This is a genomic window from Paraniabella hibiscisoli (assembly GCF_022512515.1).
Taxonomy (GTDB): Bacteria; Bacteroidota; Bacteroidia; order Chitinophagales; family Chitinophagaceae; genus Niabella; species Niabella hibiscisoli.
Genome location: NZ_JAKWBK010000001.1, coordinates 1,500,714 through 1,513,944, shown reverse-complemented (window position 1 = coordinate 1,513,944; position 13,231 = coordinate 1,500,714). Strand labels below are relative to the sequence as shown.

Sequence of the window (13,231 nt, the reverse complement as noted above, 5' to 3'; positions counted from 1 at the left end):
TTTCGACAGGTTTTTGATTGCTATTTACAGACCGGGTAGTTTGGTAAAAAATACCCAGGGCCATTACTCTCGAAGACAACCAAGGCTACAGCCAAGGCCCATCTTCTTTTAAAAGTATAGGTTCGCTTTGTATCACTAACGGGGTTTAATTGTTGCACTGTAGCTTCCGGTACATAAAGTGTGTGCCCGCTTTTTTCATCGCTGGCAGAAAGTTCATTTTGCTTTTTCTGCAGCATATATTTCAGCCCCAATACCAGTAGCCTGGCTTCTTCGATAACCGGTAGCGCCTCCGGATGCTGCTCCAGGTATTGATCCCAGAATGCCATATCATCCGCATGCTGCTCTGTACAGTAAGCAATAAATGAGTCGTTGATAACCAGATCGTCAACAGAATAATGCATAATAGCGAAGCTCCGTTTATTAATATAGACGGACGACCTGTAAAAATCTAATCGCTTTTATTCAAAAAAATTTGAGAAAATAAAATACCCAGCAGAGCCGCCATTTTCAGGTTGGCAACATTGCCTGAGCTATCCTGGAGATTACGCCGCAGCAACTGAATACCTTTGGATAGATTATTATAAACCGTTTGATAAGTAAACCCGGTTTCTTCAACAATTTGTTCAGTGGTTAAGCCCCTGTAGTATTTCATATAGATAACGCGGCGATATCGGGCGGGTAACTTCTTGTAGGCGCGGGAAATTTTTTCAATCAATTCCGCATCAGATTCCAGGTTTTCGATGATCTCCTGCGTGGATGGCACGTCAGGCGCTGTTTCAAATGCAGGCGCCGACTTTCCTGAGCGATACAGATCAATTAAACGGTTTTTAAATGCCGTAAGCAGAAATGCTTCAGGATTGTTGATCTCGCCCAGCTCTTTTTGGAGCATATCCAGAAAGAACTGCTGTACAATATCTTTTGCTTCCTCGTAACTGTAGCCCTTTTGACAAGCAATAGCCAAAAGTCTCCCCCTGTGATTGCAATACCAATTATCTATCGTTTCCATAAAAGTGGCCCTCAAAAGTCTGATCAAAGGTAAGCGCAGATTATGAAATGCAAACGAACAACCGGTTGCACAGGTTTAAAAATATACGAAATGTCTTATGCTACATCTCAATCCCCCTTAGCTTACGATAAAGCTTCAAAGCGTATACATCCGTCATACCCGATATGAAATCCAGCATGCGCATTACTTTTTCATACGGCGAACCGGCATCTTCAAAACGGAACTGTTGAGGTAATAACTCCAATATTTTTTATGCTCTTTATCTCTTACATCCTTCGGTGTTAGCGCCGCAGCAACAAAATCTTCTACCAGGCCCGACATGATACGAAAACCTGCGATCTCCAACTCAATTACTTTTTTGGCGTTGTAAATTCTTGCCACCGATACTTCATTAATTTTTTCAAAGCCTCCTGCATACCGGGTATAGCATCCAGCAAACTTTGATTGAAGTCGCCTTTTAGAATTTCCTCCCTGTGCTGCCAGAACACTTCGGTGCACTTATTGATCAATACATTGATAGACTTGGCCCGTAGGTACGCTATCGACTCATTAGGGTCGGCGCGCAGGTCTTCCGCAATTTGTTTTACACGCTCTATATTGCTGGTATGATGCTGTATGATGCTGATAAAGCTATCACGAACTTCTTCATAATCAAGTAAGCCCAGGCGATGAGCGTCTTCAAAATCAATAATATTATAACAGATATCATCTGCTGCTTCCACTATAAAAACAAAGGGATGCCGTTTGTATACCATTAAATTTTGTCCTTCATCCGGCACCATGTTCAGTTCTTTCACAATAGCTAAAAAAACCGGCTCATCAATATTAAAATAGCCGTATTTTTTTGATGAGCAACACCTTTCCGTCCAGAACCCAGCGACTCGCAGGGATATTTGATGATGGATCCTAATGTACTGTAAGTAAGCCGGAAACCACCTTTGGCCCGGCCATTCTGATGCATGGTCAGTATCCGTAGCGCGTTCGCATTTCCTTCGAAGGTCGTAAGGTCTTTCCACTGCGCGGGCGTAAACAATTGCTTAAATGCCATATCATCAGGCTTGTTGGTATCCCTTTTCCGGAAATATTTAGAAATAGCATCTTCCCCGGAATGACCAAAAGCGGGATTCCCCATATCGTGTGCCAGGCAGGCAGCGGCTATTACATATTTAAGGTTACTGGTATAAAAATCGGTGGCACGGCTGTCAGCAGCAACATCAGGTAACTGAGCGAGTTTTTCGCCTATCAGACCTCCTAAAGAGCGACCAACACTGGCTACTTCCAACGAATGCGTTAAGCGGTTATGTACAAAAATTTCTTCAGGTAAAGGAAATACCTGTGTTTTGTTTTGCAAACGCCTGAAGGGGCTAGAAAATATGATGCGATCCCAGTCTCTTTCAAAATCGCTTCGCTCATCTTCTGTTGTATACTCAATGCCGTACCTTTTTGAAGAAAAACAATTGACCCAGTTCATTGCCATACCTAAATTTTTGCAATGCCAAAATTAGAGGAAAGTGGCTTTAAATGTATGGCATCTTTAGATGATGCCAGGCACAAACTCATCTAAAAAATACTTAAGGCTGAAATCCCGAATGAAGTACAGGCAGCGCCGACATAATTACCGGGAAACATATTCGCAGATATTCTAAAATCCCGGAGGAACAAAATATCACACCCTTCGGGGTACTTTCAAATCTTACCTGGCACATCTTTACAATTATTACATCCCTGTGGGATTTAAAACGATGATATATATCCATTAAATTTAAATGCATCATCTTGCCCGTTGGACATTATTTTAATACATTAGATTTTATTAGTAATAGCAATCTGTTGCAACAGCTCTTTAACCCGCTGTTTTACGTAGCCATTTTTAAAGTAAGGATAAATATTTTCACCGGGGCAGGTGGTCATTTTGCTATGATCACGATGGGTTGAGATGGTTTCGGGTGAAATATTGTATTGAATACAGAAGTGAGCAATCAGCCTGGAAAGTACATCCAACAAGTGCTGATTCATTTTTTGCTGACCGTAATTACCTAGAAAGCAGATCAGCAAATGTCCGGAGGGGTCGTATTCTGTATTGGTTTCGCCAACAGTAAGCGGGTTGCGTCCTTCATACACCGTTCCGTCGGGTGCGATCAGATAGTGGTAGGGAATATCGGTCCATTTTCTGTCCGGTCCCATACACCAGGTTTGAATATTTTTCAAACGCGTGGTAGCGCTTGCGGTATCCGATAAAACCCTGCCTCCCTCATGATGAACCGTAATACGCACGGGTTTCTGTTGCTTAAAGGGTTTTGGTTCGCTGGCGTTCCAGGCCTTGCGGAGTTCAATATGCACGATATCGGGGAAAATGGCCGCCTTTATACTTTCATTTCCCAACCGGTCTACAGCACTTACGGCCACATTATTCAAAGTATTTTTACCCTGGGCCTTTTTTAACCGCAGCAACTGTTGTTGGCTGTTCAGTATTTGATACCCCCAGGTTTTTCCATACTGATAATATACTACCCATTGCGCTACATCATTTTTATGGTCGTGAGTCCAGCTAATTTCCACTTCTTCCGGCTCTTTCTTCAGGCTAACTTTTGGCGCAGCCGAGCAATGTTATCTAACCAACCGCTGGGTGGCACCAGCGCCTGTTTTTTGTAGGGGCCATCCAGTAAGGCCTGAGCAAGTTTGGGATTTTTAGTAAGTGAAGAAATACTCCAATGCACCACGCCACTGCTTTTAGGAGTGATGCCGCGGCTGATCATGATCTCATTGGTCACCTCGGTAGTATTTACGGAGCTTGTATCGCGACCAACGCTTATTCCCGGCCATAAATGGCGGTTCATGGTATTTTCTCCTGACCACCACCCCAGCAAAACCGGATAGCTTTGTGTCAGCCTGCTGGTAGGCCAGTATAATTGGGGAGAGAAATAATCTATCCAACCCTTATTCAACCACAATTTAGCATCTGCATACAATTCTTCGTACTGATCAAATCCTTCTACTGAAGCCGGGTAACCAGGTCGCCATATACCAAAAGGACTTAGTCCGAATTTTACATGCTTTTTTCTTTCTTTATTTCGCCATATAAACGTTCAATGAAGTCATTAACACTCTTTCTGCGCCAATCACCGCGGGATAGATCACCCCGGCCTGTTGATATTTTTTCCAGCTGGCCGTATCGGGAAAATCTTCATTTTTATTATAAGAAGGATAGGGATAGAAATAATCATCGAAGTGCACGCCATCTATATCATATCGCTTTACAATATCCATCACTACATTTACGCCGTGATCCTGTGTTTCTTTTAACGAGGGATCAAACCACCAATAACCCTCTTTTAATTGCACTACCAGGCCGGGTTTTGTCTTTACCAGCGACTGATCGCTGATGGGACCACCTGCCACATGATGCGCCCGGTAAGGATTCAACCACACATGCAATTCCAGTCCGCGCTTATGCGCCGCCTCGATCCAGAACTGTAATGGATCGTAAAACGGCTCGGGAGCTTTTCCCTGCTGACCGGTAAGGTAGTACGACCAGGGTTCTAAGGTACTTTTGTACAATGCATCTGCCTGCGGCCTTACCTGGAATATCACTGCATTGAAATGATGTTGCTGTAGGAAATCGAGCAATGTAATGGCTTCTTTTTGCTGATCGCTTACGGACAGGCCGGGTTTGCTGGGCCAGTTGATATTGGCCACGGTAGCTACCCACGCAGCTCTGAATTCTCTCACTGCATCGGGAACAGACGCAGGCTTTATGTCAGTCTGCGGAGTTTGATGTGTAGCAGTTTTCGGCGATGAGCAGGAAGCCATTAAGATAACGGCTATTAAAGTAAAAAAGACAGATAACGGGTAAACATATAACAGGGTTTAGGAAATTTAAATGTACTTAATAAATCTTACAGAGACGTCCATATCTAGCTTAAAGGGCTGGCATTTCAAACAAAAGAACCCTAACAGCCGCATTCAATATGTCACCCCTTTCGGGGTTTCAAGAACCTTAGTCAGGCCCTGTTATAATTATTTCATCCCTCGCGGGATTTCAAAAAAACATATTTGGCTCGCGGACAGTTCAAATACGTTTTGTCCATACTACGCCTGCACCACTGTTTCCAAACCAATCCAATGCATTAACTTCAGTTTGCAAATAAAAAGATATGATTGAGCTGATAAAAGGAGACATCACCAAAATTGAAGTAGTTGCTATTGTAAACGCTGCGAATTCCTCACTTTTAGGGGGTGGAGGTGTAGATGGCGCTATTCACCGCGCCGGCGGTCCGGCAATTTTGGAAGACTGCAGAAATATACGAGCCAGGCAGGAAGCTGCAAAACAGGACAAGCCGTTATTACCACGGCCGGCAATTTGCCTGCACAATATGTGATACATACGGTTGGCCCGGTTTGGCAAGGTGGTCAACAGGGAGAAAAAGAATTGCTGCGCCTTGCTTATTACAACAGTCTTCAACTCGCCGAAAAAAACAATGTAACCAGCATTTCTTTTCCCAACATCAGTACCGGCATTTATGGTTTTCCGAAAGGCGAGGCGGCACCCTTTGCTATTGAAGCAGTTCAGGAGTTTTTGAAAGCACAAGCCGTTATTCAAAAAGTAATTTTTGTTTGCTTTGACGAGGAGAACTATATGATTTATCATTCGCTGTTAAAGCCATAATTTCTTAAAGCAAAGCAGCGGGTTTCTCATTCAATAATTTAAATACGATATGAGTCAAGTTTTGTTCGACTACCTGGATCAGTACATAGAGCTTACCAATGAGGAACAACAATTTATCAGGGAGCTTGATCTCTTTCAACACTTCTCTAAAAATGATATTTTATTAAAAGCGGGTCAGTATACCTCCAACGGATATTTTGTTGAAGGGCTGCATCAGATGTTATTACCTGGTAGATGGCCAGGAGAAAACAACCGCCTTCTATACCGAACTGGAATCCCCGGAACCTCTCTGCGTCATTAGCAAAAAATAATCTGCTTATTACGTAGCCTGTGTGGAGGATTCTATTATCCTTATGTCTAATGATGCGATTCAAAAAAACTCATTCAAAAAATTCCCACGTTTAGAATCACTTTGTCGTATTTTTTCAGAACAACAGCTGGCCAAAAACCAGGCATCATTCGATCACTTCAAAACGTCTTCACCCGAAGAACGTTACCTGCACCTTCAAAACACCAGGCCCGACCTGATACAGAGAATACCTCAATACCAGTTGGCAAGCTACCTTGGCATCACTCCGCAATCATTAAGTCGTTTACGTAGCCGGGTTGCAGGCAAGGGTTGATGTTTTGTTGGTCCCTCATTTATTAACTTAAGTGAATGGCAAAATTTGTTTGCCAGATTATTTTGTGTTGAAATATTGACAGCAGCCAACGCATTCGGCTCGCTTACATTCAAATCAAAATAAATGAGAGCTTATTTATATCAATCGTACGGACCACCAGAAGTATTGCAACTGGCCGAACTGCCTATACCAACACCCGGAGGTAAAGATCTCCTGGTAAAAGTTCACGCTTCCACCGTAACCCCAGGAGTGAGCTATGTGAGGCAGGGAATTGTTCCCGGCTCTACATTCAAAACGCTGTTAATGCGTTTGGTGTTTGGTATACGCAAACCCAGACGGCCTATACTTGGTTATGAATTTTCCGGGATTGTTGAAACAGTTGGAGCTACCGTTACTCAATTTAAAAAAGGAGATGCCGTGTATGGCACTGCCACAGGTTTAAACGCCGGCTCCTACGCCGATTACCTGGTAGTTCCCGAGACGTGGAGATGGGGTGTGATAGCTAAAATGCCTGATACATTGTCATTTGAACAGGCAGCGGCATTGCCTATCGGCGCTATGACAGCGCTTCATATTCTTTTAAAAGCAAAGATCAAGTCATCTGACAACATCTTGATCTATGGAGGATCTGGTAGCGTTGGAAGCTATGCCATCCAGATAGCAAAATATTACGGCGCCAGGGTGACTGCAGTTTGTAGCCATAGTAATCTTTCATTGGTTGTATCTCTGGGTGCCGATACAGCTGTAGACTACACTAAAAACATATTGGAGCGCTGGAAGATTCTTTTGATATTGTAATGGATGCTGTTGGGATAATAAGCAGGTCGGATACCCGATCGATCTTAAAAAAGGGCGGAGTATTCTGCTCGGTGAAATCAATGACGCATGAAAAGCAAGCTTACCTGGACCTGCTGCACCAAATGATTGAAGACAAAAAGCTGGTCCCTGTCATCGACAGGATCTATTCTTTTGACCAATTAAAACAGGCGCACTGTTATGTAGATAAAGGTCATAAGAAAGGTAATGTAGTCATTAACCATTTGCTATAAAACAAACAAGCGCACCGCTTAAACGGTACGCTTGAAGTCACATAATTATCTGTATTTAATATTACTGAATAACGCTGATCGTATACTGATAGCTATACTCTTTATCTCTAAAACGATATTGATCCAATGGTTTGGCGCCCCAGGAATTCAATCCGCCTACTCCTCTCTGGAACAGGTCAACATTGAGTATAACACGGTCAGCAGATAATATATCTGAAGCATGTTGTTGTTTTTTGGTGGTACCCGGGTCCCAGTCTTCAGTACGGTAGTTGGTAGCACTAACAGACAGCGGTTGCGCTCCCACGATGCGTATGCCCTTTCCATTCTTATCGGTAAGGGTCAACCAACGGACATCCGTTTTATTGCCCGCTTCCTGAGGACGGTAATAAGGGAAAGCCTGATCGGCTACATTTCCTTTCCAGACACCCATAAAGGCATCTTCTTTCCTGTCAACATAGTTTTCCCAGGGACCACGGCCATACCAGGAAAAATTGCTGAACCTGTTAGATAATTCCATGTTCATTCCAAAACGCATCATTTCCGGCAAATCGCCGGATAACCCCTTATAATGTGCACCTATCGTTAAAGAGCCGTCTTTATTAACGGTGTAAGAAACATTAACGATAGCTTCGATGCCTGTAGGTTTTATTTCGTAGTTGAAAGTAATTGTTCCATCTTTCTCCTCTACGTTCTTAAAACTAGTTTTTTGATTATGCGAAGCCGCATCCCATAAGCGAAGGTTGTATTGGGCCTGTTCTCCAAAATCATTGTCGGTTGGCGCTCTCCAGAAATTTACTTTCGGATGTTTTCCAAATAACCAGCCTAAGGAGGATGGATTAAAAGAGCTTAATCCCCGCCAGTTTTTCTGAAACTCATAAGTAACGCCACTGGCTTGTATCGTTACCTTTTCTCCTTCCTCTTTTTCTCCCAGGTTTTATTTTCGGTGGCTACTACTCCTGCAAAATAATTATTGCCACTTAATGCAAACTCGCCTTTAGCAGCTTCAAAACCTGCAGGTAAAAATCGGGAAGCGTTGCGGGTTAAAGCATATACATGCAAGAAGTATTCGTTACCTGGTCCGGCGCTTATTTTAGGCAGGCTTAGCTTCACTTCCTTCTTCGAGTCGGCGGCTACAGTTAGATCAAAGTTGGCGGTTGCAGCCGTATCGCCGTTTTTCAACAGCACCCATTTATAAGTGTAGTCCCTGGGTGTAATGGGAACATATTTAAAATCGTTGATCACATTAACGATACCATTGTTTAGGTCCTTTGCTTCAAAAAGTATATTCTGATACACTTTTTTTACAATGTGCGTATGGGGCAGGTATTGCTGATCTGGAGTTATAATACCATCCATACAGAAGTTCCCTTCATTGAGCTTGTTGTACCCATACAAATCGCCGCCATAAGCCCAATATTCACGGCCTTGTTCGTCTTTCGTTTTATAACCGTGATTGTACCACTCCCAGATAAAACCACCCTGCATATTTTTGCTGGTTCGCATCAGGTCCCAGTAATCCTGGAAATTACCCATACTATTACCCATGGCATGTGCATACTCACACATAATGTAAGGACGCTTCAGGTCTTTTGCCGCGTCCCTTTTCATACTTTCCCAGGAAGGATACATGTGGCATATAATATCGGTATTGCGATCCCGCTGGTAGGCTTGCTCATACTGTACAGGGCGGCTCTTATCACGAGCCTTAGCCCAGTCATACATGGTAAAAAATGCTTTACCGTTACTAGCTTCATTACCCAAAGACCAAAAGATCACAGATGCATGATTCTTATCTCTTTCTATCAAACGCTTTACCCTGTCAAGATGGGCTTCCTGCCATTCAGGGAAATTAGAAACATTATCCGGGCCATAACCCAGTCCATGCGATTCGAGATTGGTTTCATCAACCAGGTAAATGCCGTACTCATCGCAAAGCTTGTACCATAAAGGTTGCTGAGGGTAATGCGAAGTACGAACGGCATTAATATTAAGCTCTTTAAACAACTGTATATTACGTAACATCACAGCCGAATCAACCACCTGACCCGTATTGGTGTTAAACTCATGCAGGTTTACGCCTTTAAATAAAACCTTCTTGCCATTCACCAACACCTGTCCATCTTTCAATTCTATTTTCCTAAAACCAATCTTATGAGAAGTCGCTTCTACTACTGCATTGCGCTCATCTTTTAAAGTGATGAGCATGTTATATAGATTGGGCGTTTCTGCGGTCCATTGCAGTGGTGTTTTAACGGTGCCCTCAAACCATAAAGAATCAATTGCACCTGCAGGAACAGTCAGCTTCTTATTTTGAGAAAACACTTTTTTACCTGCTTTATCAAAAATGGATACTTCCACTGTTTGCGCGGCAGCGTTGTTGCCATAATTTTTAATTTTCACATCTGTGCTGAACAAGCCATTTTTGTAAGAAGCATCCAGATCAGCATGTGAAAAGAAATCCAATATGCGGGTTTGCGCCGTGCTATAGAGATACACATTACGGTTAATACCTCCCAGGCGCCACATATCCTGGTCTTCGAGATAAGTGCCATCGCTAAACTTATGCACTTCGCAAGCCAGCAGGTTTTTTCCTGTGCGTATGTAAGGCGTAATATCAAACTCAGCGGGACTTTTTGCATTTTCAGTATAACCCACTTTCTTACCATTGATCCATACATACATGGAGTTGGTGCCACCCTCAAAGTGCAAAAACACTTTACGTCCATCCCAGCTTTGCGGCAGGTCGAACTGGTAGCGATAGGCGCCGGTTGGAGAATCATCTTTGTTAATAAAAGGAGGGTTTTTAGGGAACCCAAAACCTGTATTGACATACATAGGAACACCGAAACCGTTGAACTCCCAGTTACCCGGTACGGGCATCAAAGTCCAGTCTGACTTGCCATTGATCTGGTTGGGATTGCCTTTTTCCATGGTCCCGTGGTAATGGGACTATAATTACTTTCCTCGAAAAAATTAGCGGGCACATCAGCCACTTTTGCGACCCAGCAAAATTGCCAGTTACCATTTAGTGACTTAAAATAGGGAGAGGTTTTGTATTCATTTTGCAAGGCCTGATTCTCTGTTGCATAAGGCAACGACGTCGCTCTTGTATTTTCTTTATTAATTGCAAATACCTCAGGATTCTCCCAATCGGGTTTTGTTTGGGCGTACACTCCTGCTACACTTAAACAAGTTAACAGCAATGACATTGTTTTTTTCATCTTCAATTATTTTAATGATATAAAGTTCTTTTCCTTATTGGCAAACTGTTGTTAATACATCTTTAAGCAGCATTACTTATTGTATCCATACACCAGCTGCAGATAAACCATCCCTTCTCATTTGCTCAATCAACAGGCAGTTAAAAACATAGTCCCGGCTGGAAGTCACTTCCGAATTCTGGTTGAGCCCATACGGCCACCAATGCTGCGTATCGCCGCTGATCTGGGCTCCTGTAGATTTTTGTATTTTGTTTAGTAAGTCATTTGCAAAGACACCCTGGTATTTACCTCCTACTATTTTCCCTGTCCACCAGCTGGTGGTACCGGTACCAAAAGTATGGTTTAGTTCATGTAGCATCGTGCGTAGATTCTGATATCCCTCTCCCGTTCCAAAGCGCATCCAACCTTCATTGTTAGCATCGGCAGTAGCTACGCCGGGCACATAGTTCAACCATACATGCTTCACTGCAGAAGTATAATTGTTTACATACCATACAGCACTGTCTATAGCTATTTGCAAACGGGTGTAAGCGGCCTGCTCTTCTGTAGAAGGGCTAGCCGATTTATTAAATGTATAAGTAAGGCTGCCTTTGCGAATTGTTTTAAACTTCATGTTAGCACTATAGCTGATACCTCCACCGTTCTTCGCATAAGCCCGTACATTGTATTCCGTTTGAGGCTGCAACCCGGTTATAGCTCCTGTGTATTTTCCGATTCCTTTCCCGGCATCAGTGCTTTTACTATCCGCTATCGTTGGATTTTCCGTAAGCGACCAGCAAAGCCCACGCTCGGTTACGGGGTCCCCACCATCTGCCGTTAACTCCACCTCCCAATGAGCTAAGGAGTTACCAATAATGTACAAAGGTGCTATGTTAAAAGTAGCGGACCCGATTGCCACAGTTGTAAAAGATAATTCGTTGCCGTAAGCGATACCGGCAGCATTAACGGCAAACGCCCGTACATAATATTTGGTGGAGGCAGACAGGCCTGTTAACCTGCTGGTGAAAGAACCATCGCCCGAAGCTGTGGTTGTATTAAATTTTATATTACTTACGGTAGGCGAAGGTGCAGTGCCCAGCACGATACCTCGCTCTGTAACTGTTGCGCCACCGTTATTGGTTACACGACCTCCTGCTTGCGCTTCAACGGTAGTAATGGTATGGGGAACGACAGTGGTAATAGTTGCTACACTTACTGCCGGGGCCACCGGCTCCTCAGGGGTTATTGTGCCAGCCTCGTCTTTTGAACAGGAGTTAAGATACAAAGATGAAAGCAGGATCATTGCAAATAAGAAATATCGTCTCAATCTCATGGGTTAATTTAAACAGTGGATGATACACCAAAAAGATGTTATTGGGTTAATCAAACAGGGCTTTTCGAAAGAACATATTCATTCAAAAAGCCCTGTTATTTAATGCTGAAGTAAAAGCATCTACAAATATTCCAGTTTATACAATTTAACCGATTTAATCTTGTTGTACAGGCCTCCCCGGAAGGTGCTGTGAGGGTTGCCACAAAGCCAATGGAAACCTGGGTTGTTTCTTCCAGAGTAAATTCCATCACTTTGCCTTCAAGGTTCGCAAATCCAATACTGCCACCGGTAACACCACTTACGTCTGGCAATGTGGTACCTGCAGCAACGCAAATAAATTTCGAGCCGCCCGTATTAAATTCAGTCATATCTATACTAAACCTGTAAGTGCCGGCTGGTAGTGTTATCGTTTGAAAAATTTTCCCGTTGGTTACATTCGGCAAACCCCAACCTGCTTCCATCGATATATTTCCAACACCAGACCTTAGCTCAAGAGAACCAAACCCACTGGCATTATTTATAGCCGCATTGCTGGTCCAATCTGCCAAAATACCCCACCTGTTAGCGCTGTTGATTGAGCTATACCTAATATTGGGTCCGGCATTCTTAATATATGTTGCTGTAAGATCCGTCTGACTAAACTTGGGAATATACTTTGTTGTGTAGGTAGTATAAAATGTATCTACACTTAAGGTATCAGGTCTAAACAAGGTTCTGAACTGTATGCTGGTTTTCTCTTTAAAATCAGTAAGCCTGGTAGCAACAGAATCAATTGGAACCCTAATAGTTCGTTGCTGATTAGAAGCATCCGTATAGGTCATATCTGTAGCAAAAATTCCGCTTAACCTGTCCATAGCACCCCAATCGATGACTGTAAGCCCGGCTTCGTTAGTAAAGGCGTTATTAATGGGTCTATTTAAAAGTGTGCCGGAATACCTTTCTCCATATACCCTTCCAGCCTTGTAAGTTGGTACCGATTCGTTGCCCAGGTTATCGTAGGTGTAAATAATAAAATTGTGTACTCCTTCCTGCAAATTTTTCAATTCCACCATGAGTGTATCCACATTTTGAGTACGCGTCACCGGAACAACCACCGAATCGACCCTGTTATTCCAGTAGATAACACACTTGGTTACCTTAGGATCTGCGAGTAACAAGCCCCTGATGATTACCCTGTTTTTGCCCGAGTATATTTTTATAGAATCCAGCTTACCAGTGTAAGCAATCTCGCCCCCTTCTGTAAATTTTTTATAAGCATCTTCTTTGGAGCAGGAGGAAAGCAGGAGTGCGATAGCACAGGTTGCTATTACAACAACCAGGCAAATATTCAAGCATTTTATTTTGATCATTTGAA

20 protein-coding genes are annotated in these 13,231 nt (G+C 43.1%); 6 read left to right on the top strand and 14 right to left on the bottom strand.

Annotated features, from left to right (window positions below):
- Window positions 1-20: 20 nt before the first annotated feature.
- The 9 genes from MKP07_RS09835 to MKP07_RS38160 form a co-directional block, all read right to left on the bottom strand.
- On the bottom strand, window positions 21-401 hold the full coding sequence (locus MKP07_RS09835; protein ID WP_240847051.1) for a hypothetical protein: 381 nt from the start codon (window positions 399-401) through the stop codon (window positions 21-23).
- Between the two features lie 47 nt (window positions 402-448).
- Entirely contained in the window at window positions 449-1,033 is a 585-nt protein-coding gene (locus MKP07_RS09830) for an RNA polymerase sigma factor (protein WP_240847050.1), read from the bottom strand.
- A 73-nt stretch (window positions 1,034-1,106) separates the two neighbouring features.
- On the bottom strand, window positions 1,107-1,190 hold the full coding sequence (locus tag MKP07_RS09825) for a hypothetical protein (protein ID WP_240850737.1): 84 nt from the start codon (window positions 1,188-1,190) through the stop codon (window positions 1,107-1,109).
- Window positions 1,190-1,387: a hypothetical protein gene (locus MKP07_RS09820; protein WP_240851119.1), complete on the bottom strand. Its 198-nt coding sequence runs from the start codon at window positions 1,385-1,387 to the stop codon at window positions 1,190-1,192. Before MKP07_RS09820 ends, MKP07_RS09825 begins: the two co-directional genes overlap by 1 nt.
- A complete protein-coding gene (locus MKP07_RS09815; protein WP_240847049.1) occupies window positions 1,357-1,803 on the bottom strand; it encodes a hypothetical protein in 447 nt (148 codons plus the stop codon). Before MKP07_RS09815 ends, MKP07_RS09820 begins: the two co-directional genes overlap by 31 nt.
- Before the next feature lie 5 nt (window positions 1,804-1,808).
- Complete coding sequence (gene dgt / locus MKP07_RS09810; RefSeq protein WP_240847048.1) at window positions 1,809-2,483, bottom strand: dGTP triphosphohydrolase; 675 nt, start codon at window positions 2,481-2,483, stop codon at window positions 1,809-1,811.
- A gap of 326 nt (window positions 2,484-2,809) precedes the next feature.
- Window positions 2,810-3,565 (bottom strand): N-acetylmuramoyl-L-alanine amidase, encoded by a 756-nt coding sequence (locus MKP07_RS09805; protein ID WP_240847047.1) that lies wholly within the window; start codon window positions 3,563-3,565, stop codon window positions 2,810-2,812.
- A gap of 17 nt (window positions 3,566-3,582) precedes the next feature.
- The gene (locus MKP07_RS38165; RefSeq protein WP_317235980.1) at window positions 3,583-4,029 is read right to left on the bottom strand and encodes a family 10 glycosylhydrolase; all 447 of its coding nucleotides are present in this window, start codon (window positions 4,027-4,029) and stop codon (window positions 3,583-3,585) included.
- Between the two features lie 43 nt (window positions 4,030-4,072).
- Entirely contained in the window at window positions 4,073-4,816 is a 744-nt protein-coding gene (locus tag MKP07_RS38160; RefSeq protein WP_262919232.1) for a glycoside hydrolase family 10 protein, read from the bottom strand.
- 344 nt (window positions 4,817-5,160) lie between these two features.
- On the opposite strand from MKP07_RS38160, the gene MKP07_RS09795 reads away from it, so the two are divergent.
- From MKP07_RS09795 to MKP07_RS09770, 6 genes are all read left to right on the top strand, one after another.
- Complete coding sequence (locus MKP07_RS09795) at window positions 5,161-5,385, top strand: macro domain-containing protein (RefSeq protein WP_240847046.1); 225 nt, start codon at window positions 5,161-5,163, stop codon at window positions 5,383-5,385.
- The gene (locus MKP07_RS09790; RefSeq protein ID WP_394803553.1) at window positions 5,382-5,672 is read left to right on the top strand and encodes a macro domain-containing protein; all 291 of its coding nucleotides are present in this window, start codon (window positions 5,382-5,384) and stop codon (window positions 5,670-5,672) included. The genes MKP07_RS09795 and MKP07_RS09790 overlap by 4 nt, the downstream gene beginning before the upstream one ends.
- Window positions 5,673-5,721: 49 nt before the next feature.
- On the top strand, window positions 5,722-5,973 hold the full coding sequence (locus MKP07_RS09785; RefSeq protein ID WP_240847045.1) for a hypothetical protein: 252 nt from the start codon (window positions 5,722-5,724) through the stop codon (window positions 5,971-5,973).
- A 31-nt stretch (window positions 5,974-6,004) separates the two neighbouring features.
- Entirely contained in the window at window positions 6,005-6,295 is a 291-nt protein-coding gene (locus MKP07_RS09780) for a cyclic nucleotide-binding domain-containing protein (RefSeq protein ID WP_240847044.1), read from the top strand.
- 123 nt (window positions 6,296-6,418) lie between these two features.
- Window positions 6,419-7,093 (top strand): NAD(P)-dependent alcohol dehydrogenase, encoded by a 675-nt coding sequence (locus MKP07_RS09775; RefSeq protein ID WP_240847043.1) that lies wholly within the window; start codon window positions 6,419-6,421, stop codon window positions 7,091-7,093.
- Window positions 7,093-7,344, top strand: a complete 252-nt coding sequence (locus MKP07_RS09770; RefSeq protein ID WP_240847042.1) for a zinc-binding dehydrogenase — start codon at window positions 7,093-7,095, stop codon at window positions 7,342-7,344. The genes MKP07_RS09775 and MKP07_RS09770 overlap by 1 nt, the downstream gene beginning before the upstream one ends.
- Before the next feature lie 61 nt (window positions 7,345-7,405).
- Here the strand turns inward: MKP07_RS09770 and MKP07_RS09765 are convergent, their stop codons facing one another.
- The 5 genes from MKP07_RS09765 to MKP07_RS09745 all read right to left on the bottom strand — a co-directional run bounded on the left by MKP07_RS09765 (window position 7,406) and on the right by MKP07_RS09745 (window position 13,226).
- Window positions 7,406-8,242 (bottom strand): beta-galactosidase small subunit, encoded by an 837-nt coding sequence (locus MKP07_RS09765; protein WP_240850729.1) that lies wholly within the window; start codon window positions 8,240-8,242, stop codon window positions 7,406-7,408.
- A gap of 2 nt (window positions 8,243-8,244) precedes the next feature.
- Entirely contained in the window at window positions 8,245-10,275 is a 2,031-nt protein-coding gene (locus MKP07_RS09760; protein WP_240847041.1) for a glycoside hydrolase family 2 TIM barrel-domain containing protein, read from the bottom strand.
- On the bottom strand, window positions 10,224-10,565 hold the full coding sequence (locus tag MKP07_RS09755) for a hypothetical protein (RefSeq protein WP_240847040.1): 342 nt from the start codon (window positions 10,563-10,565) through the stop codon (window positions 10,224-10,226). The genes MKP07_RS09760 and MKP07_RS09755 overlap by 52 nt, the downstream gene beginning before the upstream one ends.
- 76 nt (window positions 10,566-10,641) lie before the next feature.
- Window positions 10,642-11,877 carry a fibronectin type III domain-containing protein gene (locus MKP07_RS09750; RefSeq protein WP_240847039.1) on the bottom strand — a complete coding sequence of 412 codons (1,236 nt, stop codon included), beginning with the start codon at window positions 11,875-11,877 and terminating at the stop codon, window positions 10,642-10,644.
- A 95-nt stretch (window positions 11,878-11,972) separates the two neighbouring features.
- Complete coding sequence (locus MKP07_RS09745) at window positions 11,973-13,226, bottom strand: DUF4998 domain-containing protein (protein ID WP_240847038.1); 1,254 nt, start codon at window positions 13,224-13,226, stop codon at window positions 11,973-11,975.
- Between the last annotated feature and the right edge of the window lie 5 nt (window positions 13,227-13,231).

Bases quoted from the DNA above. Each gene is read 5' to 3' on its own strand.
- MKP07_RS09835 (WP_240847051.1), bottom strand. From the start codon at position 401: ATGCATTATTCTGTTGACGATCTGGTTATCAACGACTCATTTATTGCT.
- MKP07_RS09825 (WP_240850737.1), bottom strand. From the start codon at position 1,190: ATGCGCATGCTGGATTTCATATCGGGTATGACGGATGTATACGCTTTG.
- dgt (WP_240847048.1), bottom strand. From the start codon at position 2,483: ATGGCAATGAACTGGGTCAATTGTTTTTCTTCAAAAAGGTACGGCATT.
- MKP07_RS38160 (WP_262919232.1), bottom strand. From the start codon at position 4,816: ATGGCTTCCTGCTCATCGCCGAAAACTGCTACACATCAAACTCCGCAG.
- MKP07_RS09795 (WP_240847046.1), top strand. From the start codon at position 5,161: ATGATTGAGCTGATAAAAGGAGACATCACCAAAATTGAAGTAGTTGCT.
- MKP07_RS09785 (WP_240847045.1), top strand. From the start codon at position 5,722: ATGAGTCAAGTTTTGTTCGACTACCTGGATCAGTACATAGAGCTTACC.
- MKP07_RS09775 (WP_240847043.1), top strand. From the start codon at position 6,419: ATGAGAGCTTATTTATATCAATCGTACGGACCACCAGAAGTATTGCAA.
- MKP07_RS09770 (WP_240847042.1), top strand. From the start codon at position 7,093: ATGGATGCTGTTGGGATAATAAGCAGGTCGGATACCCGATCGATCTTA.
- MKP07_RS09760 (WP_240847041.1), bottom strand. From the start codon at position 10,275: ATGGAAAAAGGCAATCCCAACCAGATCAATGGCAAGTCAGACTGGACT.
- MKP07_RS09755 (WP_240847040.1), bottom strand. From the start codon at position 10,565: ATGAAAAAAACAATGTCATTGCTGTTAACTTGTTTAAGTGTAGCAGGA.
- MKP07_RS09750 (WP_240847039.1), bottom strand. From the start codon at position 11,877: ATGAGATTGAGACGATATTTCTTATTTGCAATGATCCTGCTTTCATCT.
- MKP07_RS09745 (WP_240847038.1), bottom strand. From the start codon at position 13,226: ATGATCAAAATAAAATGCTTGAATATTTGCCTGGTTGTTGTAATAGCA.